Origin of the sequence: Mesobacillus boroniphilus (assembly GCF_018424685.1) — a bacterium.
Lineage (GTDB): Bacteria > Bacillota > Bacilli > Bacillales > Cytobacillaceae > Mesobacillus > Mesobacillus boroniphilus_A.
Map to the genome: position 1 here is coordinate 99,925 of NZ_QTKX01000003.1, position 16,239 is coordinate 116,163.

Here is a 16,239-nt window from a genome sequence, read left to right on the forward strand (position 1 = left end):
ATCATTGGAGGTATTGGTATGAAAAAGTTCAAAATGCCTACAGCGTATACATTATTATTTTTGATTATCGTCGTCATAGCCGCTTTAACCTGGGTCATTCCAGGCGGGCATTACGATACAAAGGTAGATGAAGATACTGGAAGGGAGCTGCCGATAGCAGGCACGTATCAGAAGCTTGCTGAAGATGAACAAACCCCTCAAGGCCTTTGGGAGGTATTGAATGCTCCAATCAACGGTTTCTTTGATGCAAAGGATATTGCCCTTTTTGTACTAGTTATCGGTGGGTTCCTTGGCGTTGTCATGAAGACAGGGGCTATAGATGCCGGGATTGCGAGAGTCATCCGGAAACTGAAGGGCAGGGAGCAATGGCTAATTCCAATTCTAATGATATTGTTCGCAATTGGCGGATCGACTTATGGAATGGCTGAGGAAACAATCGCCTTCTATCCGATCCTCATTCCAGTCCTGATTGCAGCTGGTTATGATTCATTGACAGCGGTATCGATTATTGCGATTGGAGCCGGTATCGGCTGTCTTGGCTCAACTGTCAATCCATTTGCGACCGGTATTGCTTCAGGATTTGCGGGTATTTCGATAGGTGACGGCATTGTTCTCCGACTGATTATCCTTGCAGTCACTTTAATCGTGGGCATTCTTTTCGTCATGCGTTATGCAAAGAAAGTGAAGGATGACCCATCCAAATCCTTGATTGCCGAATTCAAAGAAGAAAATGAGAAGCATTTTCTATCCCAAAAAACAGGAGAATTAGAATTCACTGGACGCCATAAAGCGGTATTATCCGTTTTCGCCTTGACCTTTGTTGTGATGATCCTTGGTGTCATTCCCTGGGCTTATAAATTCAATATTTCAATCTTTGAAGATATGACAAACGCTTTAGCAAGTATTCCGGTCATCGGTAAGTTCCTTGGTGGTATGATGCCACTGGGTGATTGGTGGTTTGGCGAGCTGACCATGCTGTTCTTGACTTCGTCCATCATCATTGCATTCATTTACAGGATGGAGGAAGAGGAATTCACAAGTACTTTTGTCAATGGAGCAAGAGATCTCCTGGGTGTTGCTTTGATCATCGCTATTTCCAGAGGGATTACCGTTGTAATGGATGCTGGCGGAATGACAGCTACCGTCCTCCATTGGGGAGAAGGATTCCTAAGCGATATGGGATCGGTTGTATTTACAAACCTTGCTTTCTTATTCTATCTTCCGCTTTCTTTCCTGGTACCTTCAACATCTGGTTTAGCAACATTGTCAATGCCGATTATGGCTCCACTCGCTGATTTTGCGGGAGTGAGCAGGCATTTAGTCATTACCGCTTACCAGAGTGCCTCAGGGGTAGTGAACCTGCTTACTCCTACCAGTGCGGTTATCATGGGTGCCCTGGCGATTGCGAGAATACCTTATACAACCTATTTAAAACATGTCTGGAAATTAGTCGTTGTTCTTTCAGTAATTGTCATGATCATCTTAAGCATTGCGACAATGCTGAATTAATCGTATTGGCTTTTTATGAAATCCTACAAACACAGATAAAGAGGCGATTAGTATGAAAAAACAAAAGGTTGTGATCGCGCTAGGAGGAAATGCGATCCAGTCAGGAGATGCATCGGCTGAGGCTCAGCAGCTAGCGCTTGAAAATACCGCAAGACAGCTGGTCGGTTTTATTGAAAAAGGGATTGACATCATTATTTCTCATGGCAATGGTCCTCAAGTGGGAAATATACTGCTTCAGCAAAAAGCAGCACATTCAGATAAGAATCCTCAAATGCCCCTTGATACTTGCGGTGCAATGAGCCAGGGAATGATTGGTTATTGGATGCAAAATGCGATGGATAAAGTACTGAAGGAACGAGGGATTGAAAAGAATATCGCTACAATTGTCACTCGTGTCGTCGTTGATCAGAAGGATCCAGCATTTAAAAATCCAACAAAGCCAATCGGCCCTTTTTATAGTGAGGAAGAAGCGAAGAGATTGATGGAAGAAACGGGAGCAAAATTTAAGGAGGATGCAGGAAGAGGATGGAGAAGAGTAGTACCTTCACCACTTCCTGTTAGCATCAAGGAGCATTCTGTTATACAATCTCTTGTCGATGAAGGAAATATTGTGATATCTGTAGGGGGAGGCGGAATTCCGGTCATAGAGACAGAGAATGGTGTGAAAGGGATTGAAGCGGTCATTGATAAAGATTTTGCTTCGCAAAAGCTGGCAGAACTAGTAAATGCGGATGCCCTGATCATTCTAACAGCTGTTGATCATGTATATGTCGACTTCAATAAGCCAACCCAACGCAAGCTAGGAGAAATCAGCATCGGAGAACTATCATCCTATAGTCAATCAGGCCACTTCGCAGCAGGAAGCATGCTTCCAAAAGTTCAAGCAGCGATACAATTCGCACAATCAAATCCAGAGAGGAAAACAATCATCACTTCACTTGACTTTGCTTTTGAGGCAATGGAAGGAAAAGCTGGAACCGTCATTTCGATGCAAGGGGAAAAAATTCTTTCCTAGCAGGTGGATGCATAGGGACGTATCCCATATCCATCAAGTTAAGCAAATAAATATCACTTTATTGGAAAATAGCCTTTCCTTTCTTTAAATCCAAAGAAAGGTGGGCTTTTTTGTATGGTCGAACTAACATTTGAAGACGAATTCAAGCTGTTGTCTGATGAACTAGGTCGTATCTTCTCTTCCAAGTTTCTTGATGAACTGGCTAAGAATCATAAAATTAAGCAACGGAAAGGAGAAGTGGGATATGGCGTATGTCCCCATGCACCCATGGATGAAAAATAGTTGAAAAAGCCAGGAAGATGATTTACTATCAATTCATAACACGATATATTGTGTTGGATAAGTAGTTTTATAACTAAATATTGAAATTACCGATAAGTATGGTGTCTGAACAAGACTTAATAGGGAATCTGGTGAGAATCCAGAACTGTTCCCGCAACTGTAAGTGCTGACGAAATAAGGAAGAACCACTGTCTAAAAAATAGATGGGAAGGCCTTAAATTAGGGTGAAGCACAAGTCAGGAGACCTGCCATATTTATTCGTGTTATCTTCTTCGGGAATTGGGAAGGTATTACGTGGATAAATTGATAGACTCATGCTTTTTTGCTGCTTTATATGAGCTGTTAATCGATCAACGTTACTTAAACCCATCTTTCGAGATGGGTTTTTCTCATTTTTCAGGGAGCATTTTGCACTTAGGGGGTTAACAATGGAAAGATTATCATCAAATGTATCGAGGACATTTCAGAACCGGCTGGTTTTGCCTCCGGATACAAACCATCTTGGAACCATTTTTGGCGGAACGGTACTTTCGTATATTGATGAAATTGCCGCTATAGCGGCAATGAAACATAGCAGAAAGGCTGTCGTCACCGCCTCGATTGACTCGGTGAATTTTTTGTCTTCCGCAATAGTAGGCGATATTTTAACACTCGAAGCGGTGGTCATTTCAACAGGCAGAACGTCAATGGAAGTGTTCGTGAAAGTGGAAAGTGAAAACTTGAAAACTAGCAGGAAAACGTTGACTACCACCTCGATTCTTACCATGGTTGCAAAGGATGACAATGGTAAACCGGTACCCGTCGCAAGGGTGATTCCAGAGAATGATGAAGAACAGGAGATGTTCAACACTGCCGATATGAGAAGGCAGAGGAGGCTGGAAATGAGAAAAAGTAACCAAGATGGAGGAATGTTCAATGAGTATCCAAGTAAAGGATGAAAATGTAGCCAAACTTGTCGCAGAAATAGAGCGGTCGTTCCCTAAACTAGACTTTCAACGGTTCAAAGAAAAGGTGGATCATGCCCTTGAAGTGAAGAAAATGACAGACAGCCAGATCGAAAACATGCTGATTTTATCCGCCGTTGAACGAATCAGCCGGAATGAGCCTGAATGGACATATGTGGCTGCGAGGTTTTATCTAAAGAAATTATACAAGCTTAGCGCAAACTATAGAAATACAAGATTAGAGTCTGGTTACGGATCGTTCTATGAACTTATCAATAGATTAATTGGTATTGGGATTTATGACAGTAAAGTCTTAACATCCTACTCCCGTGAAGAAATAGATTACCTGGAAAAAGTCATTGATCCCGAGAGAGACAAGCTGTTTACATATATCGGTCTTTTAACCATGGCGGAAAGGTATCTGGCGCGAACACAAAATGGTGATTTTGCCGAACTGCCACAAGAACGGTTCATGCTGATCGCCATGACACTGCTGGCTAAAGAACCGAAAGAAAAACGGCTTGAACTAGTTAAGGAGGCATACTGGGCAATTTCAAATCTTTATATGACAGTGGCCACTCCGACACTCTCGAATGCCGGCAAAAGCTATGGCCAATTATCGAGCTGCTTTATCGATACAGTTGCGGACGATTTAAGGAGTATTTACGACTCGAATACAGATATATCGACCTTGAGTAAAAATGGCGGCGGCATTGGTGTTTATCTTGGTAAAATCAGAAGCCGCGGCAGTGATATCAAGGGCTTTAAAGGGGTCAGTTCCGGAGTCATCCCGTGGATGAAACAGCTGAATAACACCGCGGTTTCAGTTGATCAATTAGGCCAGCGTCAGGGTGCAATTGCTGTGTATCTCGATGTCTGGCATAAAGATATCTTCCCGTTTCTGGATGCAAAACTGAACAATGGAGACGAGCGCCAGAGGACGCATGATTTGTTTTCGGGTATTTGCATCCCCGATTTATTTATGGAACAAGTAGAAAAGCGAGGGGACTGGTATCTGTTCGATCCTCATGAAGTAAGGAAGGTCATGGGATTTTCCCTTGAAGATTATTTCGATGAGGAGAAGGGGGCAGGCTCCTTCCGTGACAAATATTGGGCCTGCGTCTACCATCCTAGTTTGTCACATGAAGTGGTACCTGCCATTGAAATCTTTAAATCGATCATGGTCTCTCAGCTTGAAACCGGCACACCTTACATGTTTTACAGGGATCAGGTTAACAGACTTAATGCCAATCACCACAAAGGGATGATTTACTGCAGTAATCTCTGCACGGAAATCACACAGAATATGAGCCCTACCCTCCTTGAAGAGGAAACAGTGAAGGACGGAAAGATTTTAATCTATAAAAAGCCGGGTGACTTTGTCGTCTGTAATTTATCCTCGATTTCTTTAGCGAAAAGTGTGATGGATGATGTATTGGAGAGAGTCATTAATATCCAGGTTAGATTACTGGATAATGTCATAGATATCAATGAAATCCCGGTCCTGCAGGCGCAAATAACCAACAAAAACTACAGGGGAATCGGACTGGGAACATTCGGCTGGCATCATCTGCTGGCTCTTAAAGGAATCAAATGGGAAAGCGAAGAAGCTGTCGAGTATTGTGATGCTCTCTATGAAAATATCGCCTATTTAACAATCAATGCAAGCCTTGGGCTGGCGGTAGAAAAAGGGGCATACCCTTATTTCGAAGGCTCAGATTGGTCGACTGGACAGTTTTTCGAAAAGAGACAGTACACTGGCGAAAGATGGGGGAACTTGGCTGTGGAAGTAAAGCAGTATGGAATCAGGAACGGCTACCTGATGGCAGTGGCACCCAACTCATCAACCTCCATCCTTGCAGGTTCGACAGCAAGCATTGACCCGATTTTCAGGCTTGAATACTCCGAGGAGAAAAAAGATTACAAGATTCCGGTGACCGCACCGGATTTATCAGCTGAAACCATGTGGTTCTATAAGACAGCCTACAGCCTTGACCAGCACTGGAGCATCAGGCAAAATGCACGCCGTCAGCGCCATATCGACCAATCCATCTCGTTTAATTTTTACGTGACAAACACGATTAAGGCAAAAGCACTGCTGGAGCTGCATATGGATGCCTGGAAGTCCGGTTTAAAAACGACTTACTATGTCCGATCCACATCTAGCAGTGAGTTTGACGAATGTGAAAGCTGCCATAGTTAAGAGGAAAGGAAAGAAAACCATGACCCAATTGAAGAAAAGAACTCTTGTAGACGTTGAAGCTCCAAATGCTTCGACTGGAATTATTAATGGCCGTAACTCAAACATATTAAATTGGGATGATGTTCGCTTCCCCTGGGCGTATCCAAAATATAAGAGAATGCTGGGAAATTTCTGGACCCCTTTTGAAATCAATATGTCCAAGGATATTAAGCAATTTTCGAGGCTTTCCGAAAAAGAAAAGGATGCCTTTTTAAAAATCATTGGGCTGTTGGCACTCCTTGACAGCATTCAGACGGACTACGCCAGTAAAGTTGCCGATTATCTAACTGACTCCAGTTTAAATGCTTTGATGATCATTTTGGCGCAGCAGGAAGTAATCCATAATCATTCTTACAGCTATGTGCTGTCAAGCATCGTTCCCAAATCAAAGCAGGAGGAAGTGTTTGATTATTGGAGGACAGAACCAATCCTGCGCAAGCGAAATGAATTTATTACGGACGGCTATAAAGGTTTCGCGGAAAACCCAAGCATCGAAAATCTATTGCATTCCATTGTCTATGATGTCATCCTTGAAGGCCTGTTTTTCTACTCGGGCTTCGCCTTTTTTTATAACCTTGCGCGGAATCAGAAAATGGTTGGCACCAGTACGATGATTAACTACATCAACCGTGACGAACAGCTGCATGTAGGATTATTTGAAAAGATCTTCAAAGAGATTCTAAGTGAAAATCCCGAGCACAACACAGAATCATTGAGGGGATTTGGTACCGCAGCCTTCAAGGAAGCTGCACAGTTAGAGATTGAGTGGGCTAATTATATAATCGGCAACGAGATCGACGGTTTGCTCATGTCAGACGTGGAAGCCTATATAAAGTTCATGGCTAACAAACGAGCAGAACAATTAGGCTTCAATGCGCCTTTCGAAGGACATCGGACCAATCCGTTAAGGTGGATTATCGCCTATCAAGAAGTAGACCTTGGCAAGACAGATTTCTTTGAGCAAAAATCAAGACAGTACACCAAGACATCCGATGAAAACGGATTTGATGAACTATAAAACTCCCGGCAAATTCCTTTTATAAGTTCCGCTAATATTGATAGTATGGGAGCATAGGGACGTACCCTTTGCTTCAATTGGCAGCGGCAGTCATGAATTAGTGCACAGGACGTTGCCATTCATAACCGAAAGTAGGTCAACAAAAATGAAAACGGAAAAAGAGAAGATGTTGGCTGGAGAAATGTATAATCCTGCTGACCCAGTATTAGTAAAGGAACGCGAGGAAGCTAGACGAAAAGTTAGGATATATAATCAAACATTGGAAACCGAAGGAGAAAAACGGACAAAGTTATTAAAGGAATTACTCGGCTCAACTGGAGAAACCGTGGTTATGGAGCCGAATATCCGCTTTGATTACGGTTATAACATACATGTAGGAGAGAACTTTTTTGCCAATTTTGATTGCACCATCCTGGATGTTTGTGAAGTCCGATTTGGCGACAATTGCATGCTTGCACCTGGCGTGCAAATCTATACAGCAACACATCCACTTGATCCAACTGAACGGAATTCAGGAAGGGAATATGCCAAACCGATCACATTTGGAGATAATGTATGGATTGGCGGAAGTGCAATCATTAATCCAGGAGTAACAGTAGGAGACAATGTCGTAATCGCATCAGGGGCAGTCGTGACGAAAGATGTGCCGGATAACGTTGTCGTTGGGGGCAATCCGGCTAGAGTCATTAAACAGATTGAACTTTAAGCAGGTAAGCCTGGCTTGATTTTGGACAAGGATCCCGATAGAGCGAGAGAAATGTCAGGACAAGGTCTTGCGCTGGTAACGAAGTGTTAATGAATGGAGGAAACCAGAATGAAAGAACAGGTTGTGATTGTCGGGGCTGGCCTATCAGGTTTGCGTGCTGCCTCTTTGCTGCAATCAAAAGGCATAAGCTGCAGGGTCCTGGAGGCGCGCAGCCGGCTTGGGGGCAGGGTTTTGAGCATGGCAGCCAAAGACAGGCCGGAGCTTGGCCAGTTTGATTTGGGCCCGACCTGGTTCTGGCCTAATCACGAGTCTGCCATCACCAAATTGGTAAAAGACCTTGGATTGCCCACCATTGAACAGCATATCTCAGGATCAATGCTTTTTGAGCAATCGCAAACTGGGCAGGCACAGCGTCATGTTCTCCCAAAAGGTGCAGTCGAGAGGTCGGTGCGGCTGGCCGGCGGTATGCAGTCCCTTATTGATGCCATCGCATCCTCACTTCCGTCTGGCACAGTCGAACTGAATACCCGGGTTAATGCAATCCAACTGGAGGAGGCAGACGGAGTCACAATAGAAGCTGAACAGTGTGATGGAATAAAGAGAAGCTTTCGGGGTGCAGCTGTAATCCTGGCATTGCCGCCGCGAATACTGGCAGAAAGGATCGCTTTTGAACCGCGACTCCCCGATGGACTAATAGCAAGCCTTAAAGACAAGCCGACGTGGATGGCGGGACAAGCGAAAGCGATTGCGATTTATGATCGGCCATTCTGGAGGGATGCTGGTCTCTCCGGCCAGATCACCAGCTGGGCCGGGCCCTTGCAAGAAATTCATGATGCTTCACCTGATACAGGATATGGCGCACTTTTTGGTTTTTTCGGGCTTCCGGCAAATATGCGTCAAGAAATTGGTGAGGAGCATATTCTGCGACTGGTCACTGACCAATTGACAAGGCTTTTTGGCCCGCCAGCTGGAAAACCCATTGCTCTCCTTTACAAAGATTGGGCGAGCGATCCAGAAACAGCTGTGGAGGAAGATGCACTGCCGTTGACCAGCTTCCCAGACTATGGCCTGCCGGCAGGGAAGAGTTCTTGGGAAAAGAGGGTTATTTTTGCGGCTACAGAAACAGCGCCTGGACATGGCGGGCATCTGGAAGGAGCACTTCAAGCAGCGGAGCGAGCGGCATCTGAAGTAATGAAAGTTTTATGATATGAAAAGAAAGGCCTGGTCCTAAAAAGTGGATCAGGCCTTTTACTAATGGCTCTTTTCGTAAACTTTGTTGCTTTCTCTTTTAAAAGTAAAAATCGGATTCTGGATTTTTACGACTTTTTAAGCATTTGCAGTCAAGGAGCAGGAAGAAAAGAGCCTGAGACCAGTCACAATACGGCAAATAGGGTTATATACGCAAAGCAATAATCAATGCGAAAGCAGCCTTACTTCTCCCCATTGTTACCTGGAAACGTTATGTCGCAGCTTGCTAAAGTCGGACTCTTGATAGTAACTGTTTTTTACGAGAATATTCGGACCGAGGCAGGAAACAGCCGGGCAGTGACAGCTTAGCTGCTTAGCGATTTCGGATTTCTGCCACTTTTGATAGGCATCTTCAAGACTGGTGTTTTGAATATTGCCAAGCGGCGGAGTATCGCCGAAATCGGTGACGATGATATCGCCGTTGAAAATATTCACATTGAGGCGCGAACGACCATCCGGGTCATTCCTGACGGTCACATTTTTGCTGTTGTAAAGACGTTTTAGCAGGTCCAGATCCTCCTGCTTATTGCTGCATGCATAGAAAGGCAGCGTTCCGAACAGCATCCAGACATTTTCGTCACGGATGTCGAGCAGGTGGTGGATGGCTTTGCGAATTTCTTCGAGTGTCAATGATTCGAGGCTGCTTGCGAAATCGCTAGGGTACATTGGGTGCACCTCGTGTCTCTGGCAATGCATTTCATCGACGATTTGCCTGTGAATCTTTTCAAGATACGGCAAAGTTCGCTTGTTCAGCATCGTTTCTGCCGACACCATGACGCCGGCTTTCACGAGTTCTCTGCTGTTTTCTATCATTCTTGTAAAATATTTTTCGCGCTGCTGGTAGTCAGGCTTCTTTTCCATCATCGCGAATCCGCCCTCGACGAAATCATCGACAGTGCCCCAGTTGTGTGAGATATGAAGTACATCCAAATACGGGATAATCATCTCGTACCGCGAAAGATCCATCGTCAAATTGGAATTGATCTGCGTACGGACGCCGCGTTCAAAAGCGTATTTCAAAATCGGAACGACATAATTTTTAACCGAAGAGAGAGAAAGCATCGGTTCGCCGCCGGTAATGCTCAAAGAGCGCAGCTTCGGGATTTCGTCCAGCCTGTGCAAAAGTAGCTCCAAGGGCAGTGCAGCAGGGTCCTTTGTTTGAAGCGTATAGCCGACTGCACAATGCTCGCACCGCATGTTGCAAAGGGTCGTTGTCGTGAATTCGATATTGGTGAGTTGAGGGCTGCCGTATTGTTCGACATCAAGGTAAGCTTCCCAGGGGTCGTGTTGAGGGGTGATTGCTTTTATGTATGACATAATTAGCTCCTTAAAGAGTGATTTTGAAAAACCATTACATTATAACTTAGCTTTCATGCTTCGACTATTCCTTGCCCCCTATTTTCTAGTAAGCTATTTGGAAGTAAGGAAGCAGAAGCAGAAGCAGAAGCAGAGGGCACATGCTGGATCATTTTACCTACTGTTAACAACAGTGATATAGTAATAATTAACTAACTTGAGAGGAAGCTGTAGTACATGACTTGTAATGCGTGTGTCGTCAGCAAATTGCAGTATGAGATTAGGGTAGAAGGGGACCGGAATTTTCTCATTTATCCGGAAGTGGTCCGCCATATGGAACGCAATGGAGAATTAGTCCGTGCCGAAGGGGATACTTTGGTTGTAAGAGAAGCGGGAATGAAGGATTTCCTTGATTTTTGCCATGATCACATGGAGGCGGACAGTGTTTATTTCCGTCTGGATGGCGAAAAATGGCGAGGGCTTACTCAAGCAGAAGAAATCCTTGATAGCCAGTGGATTGACGAGGTCATCCGCAAGGAGCTTGTTACCTGCCACGCTCAGCCGATTCTTGATGCGGAGGGCGGAATTTATGCGTATGAGATGCTGGCCCGATTTTACCGTGAGGATGGTTCAATGATTTATCCTGGAGAAATCTTCGGGGCGGCGAGGAAAAGAGACCGATTGTATGCGCTTGACCGGATTTGCAGGATGGCTGCGGTAAGGGCAGCTACTTTTACTGATAAAAAGGTTTTTATCAATTTCATCCCGACTTCCATTTATTCACCAGAGTTTTGTTTGAAATCGACCACCATGCTGGCAGATCGGTTAGGAGTCAACCCGGATCGTCTTGTATTTGAAGTGGTAGAAACGGAAAACGTGGAAGACACGGATCATTTGAAAAGGATCCTGGCTTTTTATAAAGAAAAAGGTTTCCGTTATGCGTTGGATGATGTAGGCGAAGGATATAGTACACTTGAGCTGCTGTCAGATCTGCAGCCGCATTATATGAAATTGGATATGAAGTATGTCCAGGGAGTTGCACAAGACCCGCAAAAGCAGCGAACGGCTACAGCATTTTTAGCCGAAGCGAAGAGGCTTGGATCGGTTCCGCTTGCAGAGGGAATTGAAGCGGAAGAGGATTTTTCTTGGCTTATGCAAAAAGGATATCAGCTATTCCAGGGATACTTCTTTGGCAAACCGGCTCCAATTGGGAATCTTGGGGGGCAATGCTAGTGATTGGGTCTCTTAATCACTAGTGCTGCCTCTTGGTCTTATTTGAATATTGACATCAGGAATATACTGCAGAATGAGTGATAAACAGATACACTTAATACTTTGAAGCAGAACAGCCTTACCCATTACTGGATAAGGCTGTTATTTGTTAATACGCTTCTGTTTTTACCTTTGCTTGATCGGTTCACGGGCTAAGATTGGTGAAGGAATTGTGATACTCTTTTCTTTTGAACGATCAGGCTTGTTTTTCACAATGGTGAATAAGAAGCAGCCCACAATGACAATGATGCTGCCGACGGCTTGAATCCAGGTCATTTTCTCACCTAGAAAAGCAAAGGCTAAAACGGCTGTGAAGATTGGGTTGAAATTAAGGAACAACCCAGAAGTACTTGGTCCAAGTTTATTCACTCCGATATTCCAGAGGACCATACAAAGTACTGTTGAGACCAGGCCTGTATATAAAATGGATTGAATGAATGATGCATTTACGTTTGTTACAGTGAAATCTGAGATTGAAAAAGGAAGAAGGACAAGAAGGCCAAAAATGCCAGAGTAAAGAATGGACATCATCGGTGTAACGGTTGCCATCGCCCATTTGCTGCAGACCGAATAAATCCCCCACATGCCCACAGCAGCCATCATATAGAGATCCCCTGTATTGAACTGCAATGAGAATATTACCTCGAAATTTCCTTTTGAAAGAACAAGTAAAACACCCAATAGTGAAACAAACATTGAAAAGAATTGAAGTGGATTTATTTTCTCTTTTAGAAAGAAGAAAGAGAAAGCTGCGATTGAAAACATGTTTAACGTCGAGATTAAACCAACGTTGGTTGCCGAGGTTTTTTCCAGAGCCATGAATTGCAATGCCTGAAACAAGGCTACCCCGGTAATTCCCATTAAGAATAAAGGCAGGATGGACTCTTTTGGAGGTATCAGCTTTTTTTCTTTCCACCAAACAAGCGGGATCAGGCAGAGAATCGCGATCGTCCACCTTAGAACGGTCAAGGTGATAGGAGAAGCGTGGTCCACAAGTGTTTTTCCTACGATAAAATTTCCGCCCCAAAGAAAGCTGGTCAGAAGTAATAATAAATAATATTTCACGTCATTTAGCTCCCTTTTCTTAAAGAGCCATTGTGCACAATGACATTGTTTATATGAATTATTTTAACATTTTGCTTAAATAACAAAAGAATATTTTGTATAATTTACTTAATTTGAAATAAATGAAAGTATATTAGACTTTAAGTTTAAAAAAATCGTATATAGGTAGTTATTTAGCGTGTTTTATGAATAATTGAAAAGGGTGTATGGACATGGAATCGATTGTAAACAAAGTTTTGGACAATGTGGATATTAGAATTTTGGATTTGCTTCAAAAGGATGCGCAGCTAAGCAATCTGGAACTTTCAAAGCGTGTGAGTTTATCGGCGCCAGCGGTTCATGCAAGAATTAAGAGATTGGCGTCAGAAGGGTATATAAAAAAGCAGGTCGCCATATTAAACCATGAGAAGCTGGGATTTGATTTACTATGCTTTGTATTTATAAGCACCAATATGCACCAGGCTGAAAAGCTCGCATTACTGGAAGAAACATTGGAATCGATGAAGGAAGTTCTAGAGTGTCATTGCTTATCAGGCGAGTATGATTATCTGCTAAAGGTTGCCTGCAAGGATCGCAAAGGACTGGAGATATTTATTAGAAAGTTGAATGAGCTGGGGATCACCAAGATACAAACAAGTCTGGCTTTAAGGGAAATCAAGGATTCGACGGTATTGCCGATCCATGGTGATAAGTGAATTATTCAAATATTGAATATATTTAAGTGTGTATCCTATAATAAAGAGAGATAAGTTTTGCCTCAAGATATACATAAACAACATCATATTTTTAATCTGGAGGTAATCATGGGAAGATTAGTTCATTTCGAGATTCATGTGAGTGACATGGATCGGGCTAAGAAATTTTATGGAGAGGTATTCGGATGGTCATTTCAAGATTGGAGTGAATATGCAGGAATGCCGTACTTTGGTGCTGTGACTGGCGATGAGAAAGAGCCTGGAATCAATGGTGCATTAATGCAGCGGCAGAGTGCTCCTCCAGTAGCGAACCAGGCATTAAACGGATTCGCATGCACCATGGGAGTAGAAAATTACGATGCAACTGAAGCGAAAATTCTCAAGAACGGCGGCAATGTGGCTATGCCTAAATATGCCCTCCCTGGAATGGCATGGCAAGGATATTATATCGATACTGAAGGCAATATCTTCGGAATTCATCAACCTGATGAGAATGCGAAATAGAAACTATGATATGTGAACAAGTGCAGGATCAAAGGAGACATCAAGCATGCTTGAAAAAGTGCGCACTATCTGCCTTGCACTGCCAGAGGCAATTGAGCTTATCGATGGCTTTGGGCACAATACTTTTAAAATCAATGGGAAATCTTTCGTGATATCAGGAGAAGATGACAAAGGATTCAGCTTGTCGTTCAAGTCTGATTACGAAACACAAGCATTATTGCTGCAAAAAGAGCATTTTTTTAAAACCCCATACATAGGGCATCACGGTTGGGTATCTATTCAAAATCCTGATGGCGAAGTCTGGAATGACTTGAAGGATTTAATCCAAGAAGCCTATTTACGAGCGGCACCAAAGCGTTTGGTTAAGAACTGGGTTGAACTGCGAAAATGATAGACAGAAAATATTAAGTGAAAAATATTAATATTGTAGATTTAGCTGTTTTAAAAAAATCCACAAAAGATTTATTTCTTTTGTGGATTTTTTCGATTTTCCTCTAATGTACCCGTAATGGAGATATTGCCGCGCCTACGGTCACATAAACTTTTTTAATGTGCCCGTAATCGGGATAAATAATTTAATCAAACGTTTGATTAAATTTATGGGTAAAAAAAGACCAATGCTTTTTCTATGATAAAATCAGAATTTCTTATGCAACTAACTATAAGGTTACAACAGAAAAATCCCAAACTTAAATCATATTGTTACTTTAATGGTGAACTATCGAAACATTTTAAAACTTACCTGTATTGGTTCCATTTATAGAATAAGAGCAATCCATCACATGATGATTGCTCTTTATTTTATTCTTCCACTGAAAGCCAAAAGGCCATGGCCAGTCCCGCATAATTCAGAACATTTGCCAAGGAATTCTCCGCTTCTGTCGGCAGAGAAAACCATTTGTTCTCCTTGACTTAATGATCCATCTAACAGCCGCCAATGAGAATGGAGAATCCCAGGATGAAACTGAGAAGTATGGACTTCAAGCTGTATTTCCCCCTTTTTTCTAAATGCCAATTATAAAAAAAGGATATCGGTATGTCGATGCTTTTTTTGTTTTTTTCTTTCATCAGCGATAATTTGATACGGACAATAATTTAGTGCAAAATCAAAAAAGTTTTATTAAAGAATATTTTTTGGTTGAAGGAAACTTTTAATAAAGATAGAATATACATAAATAGAAAATGGGGTGCTAACATGAGGAATTCACGTATCCAGAAGAAAATCTTAATGTATTCATTGATTTGCAGAAAGTTAGGGATTTTAAGCAAGGAGGAATACAACCGAATTATTGGTAAATCATTTTCTGATTAGAATGGAGGTGAAAAGCGTATTTGAACGATAAGTTAATGAAATGGATTTTCTTGTTTCGACACTCCTAATTAACATCATTTTCATTGTGATGATGCCTGCATCAAGAATCGGTGCAAGGTGATTTTTTTTACCGAAAAAGTTGCCCTTGTGCAAAAAAAGTGCAGAAGGCAAATAAAAAGAAAAGAGGGAATGCCCATGTTAAAGTCAATCAAAGGTTTATTTATCCTGTTCATTTCAGTAGGATTACTGCTAGTTGGCTGTTCAGGCGAACAGGCTGGAAAAAGTGAAGATGGGAAAATCAACGTAACAGCAACGATCGGAATGATCGCGGATATAGTGAAAAATGTAGGAGGAGAGCATGTTAATTCAACAGGATTAATGAAATCTGGCGTTGACCCGCACCTTTATAAAGCATCTCAAGGAGATATAAAAAAGCTTGAAGAGGCGGATATGATCTTTTATAACGGGCTTCATCTCGAAGGGAAAATGGTGGATATATTTGAGAAGATGGAAGCAAAGAAACCGACCATTGCAGTCACGAAGGATATTCCTGAGGCAGTATTGCTAGGAGCAAGCAGTGGTTCGTATGCCCATGATCCGCACGTATGGTTCAATGTGAAGCATTGGATTTCAGCGACAGAGACTGTTGCGAAGGAGCTTTCCAAGTTCGACCCAGATCATGAGCAGGACTATAAAAAGAATGCAGAAGAATACATTGCGAAGCTGGAAGAATTAGATCAGTACGTAAGCGAACAGGTTGCAACAATCCCTGAAGAAACAAGGGTTCTCGTTACAGCCCATGATGCGTTTGGTTATTTCGGAGAAGCATATGGCATTAAAGTTATGGGACTTCAGGGAATCAGCACGGCGTCCGAATATGGTTCGAAGGATGTAAGCAATCTTCGGGATTATCTTGTTGACAACAAAATCAAGGCAGTTTTCGTTGAATCCAGTGTCCCGAAAAAAGCGATTGAGGCTGTAATTGAAGGGGCGAAGGAAAAAGGGCATGAAGTGAAAATTGGCGGTGAACTGTTCTCGGACGCAATGGGAGAAGAGGGGACAGAAGAAGGAACCTACCTTGGAATGGTAAGGCATAATGTTGATACGATTGTGAGCGCATTAAAATAGAAG

Annotated in this window: 16 protein-coding genes and 1 riboswitch; of the genes, 13 read left to right on the top strand and 3 right to left on the bottom strand. The window is 42.7% G+C overall.

Annotation, left to right across the window (positions count from 1 at the left end; genetic code table 11):
• Positions 1-18 precede the first annotated feature (18 nt).
• The 8 genes from DYI25_RS17830 to DYI25_RS17865 all read left to right on the top strand — a co-directional run bounded on the left by DYI25_RS17830 (position 19) and on the right by DYI25_RS17865 (position 8,922).
• Positions 19-1,509, top strand: a complete 1,491-nt coding sequence (locus tag DYI25_RS17830; RefSeq protein WP_213371470.1) for a YfcC family protein — start codon at positions 19-21, stop codon at positions 1,507-1,509.
• A 52-nt stretch (positions 1,510-1,561) separates the two neighbouring features.
• The gene (arcC, locus tag DYI25_RS17835) at positions 1,562-2,524 is read left to right on the top strand and encodes a carbamate kinase (RefSeq protein ID WP_213371472.1); all 963 of its coding nucleotides are present in this window, start codon (positions 1,562-1,564) and stop codon (positions 2,522-2,524) included.
• A gap of 114 nt (positions 2,525-2,638) precedes the next feature.
• Positions 2,639-2,806: a hypothetical protein gene (locus tag DYI25_RS17840; RefSeq protein WP_213371474.1), complete on the top strand. Its 168-nt coding sequence runs from the start codon at positions 2,639-2,641 to the stop codon at positions 2,804-2,806.
• Between the two features lie 82 nt (positions 2,807-2,888).
• Positions 2,889-3,073: riboswitch (cobalamin riboswitch) on the top strand.
• Between the two features lie 161 nt (positions 3,074-3,234).
• A complete protein-coding gene (locus tag DYI25_RS17845; protein WP_213371476.1) occupies positions 3,235-3,744 on the top strand; it encodes an acyl-CoA thioesterase in 510 nt (169 codons plus the stop codon).
• A complete protein-coding gene (locus tag DYI25_RS17850) occupies positions 3,722-5,953 on the top strand; it encodes a ribonucleoside-diphosphate reductase subunit alpha (RefSeq protein ID WP_249745536.1) in 2,232 nt (743 codons plus the stop codon). Before DYI25_RS17845 ends, DYI25_RS17850 begins: the two co-directional genes overlap by 23 nt.
• A gap of 19 nt (positions 5,954-5,972) precedes the next feature.
• Positions 5,973-7,010, top strand: a complete 1,038-nt coding sequence (locus tag DYI25_RS17855; RefSeq protein ID WP_213371480.1) for a ribonucleotide-diphosphate reductase subunit beta — start codon at positions 5,973-5,975, stop codon at positions 7,008-7,010.
• A gap of 145 nt (positions 7,011-7,155) precedes the next feature.
• The gene (locus tag DYI25_RS17860) at positions 7,156-7,716 is read left to right on the top strand and encodes a sugar O-acetyltransferase (RefSeq protein WP_213371482.1); all 561 of its coding nucleotides are present in this window, start codon (positions 7,156-7,158) and stop codon (positions 7,714-7,716) included.
• A 108-nt stretch (positions 7,717-7,824) separates the two neighbouring features.
• Entirely contained in the window at positions 7,825-8,922 is a 1,098-nt protein-coding gene (locus DYI25_RS17865; RefSeq protein WP_213371484.1) for a flavin monoamine oxidase family protein, read from the top strand.
• Positions 8,923-9,162: 240 nt separating this feature from the next.
• Here DYI25_RS17865 and yfkAB read toward each other — a convergent pair whose 3' ends face one another.
• Positions 9,163-10,281 (bottom strand): radical SAM/CxCxxxxC motif protein YfkAB, encoded by a 1,119-nt coding sequence (gene yfkAB, locus DYI25_RS17870; RefSeq protein WP_213371486.1) that lies wholly within the window; start codon positions 10,279-10,281, stop codon positions 9,163-9,165.
• A gap of 216 nt (positions 10,282-10,497) precedes the next feature.
• Between yfkAB and DYI25_RS17875 the strand changes: the two genes are divergently transcribed.
• A complete protein-coding gene (locus DYI25_RS17875; RefSeq protein WP_213371488.1) occupies positions 10,498-11,493 on the top strand; it encodes an EAL domain-containing protein in 996 nt (331 codons plus the stop codon).
• Between the two features lie 165 nt (positions 11,494-11,658).
• On the opposite strand, the gene DYI25_RS17880 is transcribed toward DYI25_RS17875, so the two are convergent.
• Positions 11,659-12,597 (bottom strand): DMT family transporter, encoded by a 939-nt coding sequence (locus DYI25_RS17880; protein WP_213371489.1) that lies wholly within the window; start codon positions 12,595-12,597, stop codon positions 11,659-11,661.
• 212 nt (positions 12,598-12,809) lie between these two features.
• Here DYI25_RS17880 and DYI25_RS17885 point away from each other — a divergent pair, with 212 nt between their 5' ends.
• From DYI25_RS17885 to DYI25_RS17895, 3 genes are all read left to right on the top strand, one after another.
• Positions 12,810-13,292 carry an Lrp/AsnC family transcriptional regulator gene (locus DYI25_RS17885; protein ID WP_213371490.1) on the top strand — a complete coding sequence of 161 codons (483 nt, stop codon included), beginning with the start codon at positions 12,810-12,812 and terminating at the stop codon, positions 13,290-13,292.
• Positions 13,293-13,400: 108 nt separating this feature from the next.
• Complete coding sequence (locus DYI25_RS17890) at positions 13,401-13,796, top strand: VOC family protein (RefSeq protein WP_213371491.1); 396 nt, start codon at positions 13,401-13,403, stop codon at positions 13,794-13,796.
• Between the two features lie 46 nt (positions 13,797-13,842).
• Positions 13,843-14,187 (top strand): MmcQ/YjbR family DNA-binding protein, encoded by a 345-nt coding sequence (locus tag DYI25_RS17895; protein WP_213371493.1) that lies wholly within the window; start codon positions 13,843-13,845, stop codon positions 14,185-14,187.
• 405 nt (positions 14,188-14,592) lie between these two features.
• Here the strand turns inward: DYI25_RS17895 and DYI25_RS22825 are convergent, their stop codons facing one another.
• Positions 14,593-14,694, bottom strand: a complete 102-nt coding sequence (locus DYI25_RS22825; protein ID WP_213371495.1) for a hypothetical protein — start codon at positions 14,692-14,694, stop codon at positions 14,593-14,595.
• A 609-nt stretch (positions 14,695-15,303) separates the two neighbouring features.
• Here DYI25_RS22825 and DYI25_RS17905 point away from each other — a divergent pair.
• Complete coding sequence (locus DYI25_RS17905; RefSeq protein ID WP_213371497.1) at positions 15,304-16,236, top strand: metal ABC transporter solute-binding protein, Zn/Mn family; 933 nt, start codon at positions 15,304-15,306, stop codon at positions 16,234-16,236.
• Positions 16,237-16,239: the final 3 nt, after the last annotated feature.

Bases quoted from the DNA above. Each gene is read 5' to 3' on its own strand.
- DYI25_RS17860 (WP_213371482.1), top strand. From the start codon at position 7,156: ATGAAAACGGAAAAAGAGAAGATGTTGGCTGGAGAAATGTATAATCCT.
- DYI25_RS17905 (WP_213371497.1), top strand. From the start codon at position 15,304: ATGTTAAAGTCAATCAAAGGTTTATTTATCCTGTTCATTTCAGTAGGA.
- arcC (WP_213371472.1), top strand. From the start codon at position 1,562: ATGAAAAAACAAAAGGTTGTGATCGCGCTAGGAGGAAATGCGATCCAG.
- yfkAB (WP_213371486.1), bottom strand. From the start codon at position 10,281: ATGTCATACATAAAAGCAATCACCCCTCAACACGACCCCTGGGAAGCT.
- DYI25_RS17845 (WP_213371476.1), top strand. From the start codon at position 3,235: ATGGAAAGATTATCATCAAATGTATCGAGGACATTTCAGAACCGGCTG.
- DYI25_RS17865 (WP_213371484.1), top strand. From the start codon at position 7,825: ATGAAAGAACAGGTTGTGATTGTCGGGGCTGGCCTATCAGGTTTGCGT.
- DYI25_RS17875 (WP_213371488.1), top strand. From the start codon at position 10,498: ATGACTTGTAATGCGTGTGTCGTCAGCAAATTGCAGTATGAGATTAGG.
- DYI25_RS17840 (WP_213371474.1), top strand. From the start codon at position 2,639: ATGGTCGAACTAACATTTGAAGACGAATTCAAGCTGTTGTCTGATGAA.
- DYI25_RS17890 (WP_213371491.1), top strand. From the start codon at position 13,401: ATGGGAAGATTAGTTCATTTCGAGATTCATGTGAGTGACATGGATCGG.
- DYI25_RS22825 (WP_213371495.1), bottom strand. From the start codon at position 14,694: ATGGTTTTCTCTGCCGACAGAAGCGGAGAATTCCTTGGCAAATGTTCT.
- DYI25_RS17885 (WP_213371490.1), top strand. From the start codon at position 12,810: ATGGAATCGATTGTAAACAAAGTTTTGGACAATGTGGATATTAGAATT.
- DYI25_RS17895 (WP_213371493.1), top strand. From the start codon at position 13,843: ATGCTTGAAAAAGTGCGCACTATCTGCCTTGCACTGCCAGAGGCAATT.
- DYI25_RS17850 (WP_249745536.1), top strand. From the start codon at position 3,722: ATGAGTATCCAAGTAAAGGATGAAAATGTAGCCAAACTTGTCGCAGAA.
- DYI25_RS17830 (WP_213371470.1), top strand. From the start codon at position 19: ATGAAAAAGTTCAAAATGCCTACAGCGTATACATTATTATTTTTGATT.
- DYI25_RS17855 (WP_213371480.1), top strand. From the start codon at position 5,973: ATGACCCAATTGAAGAAAAGAACTCTTGTAGACGTTGAAGCTCCAAAT.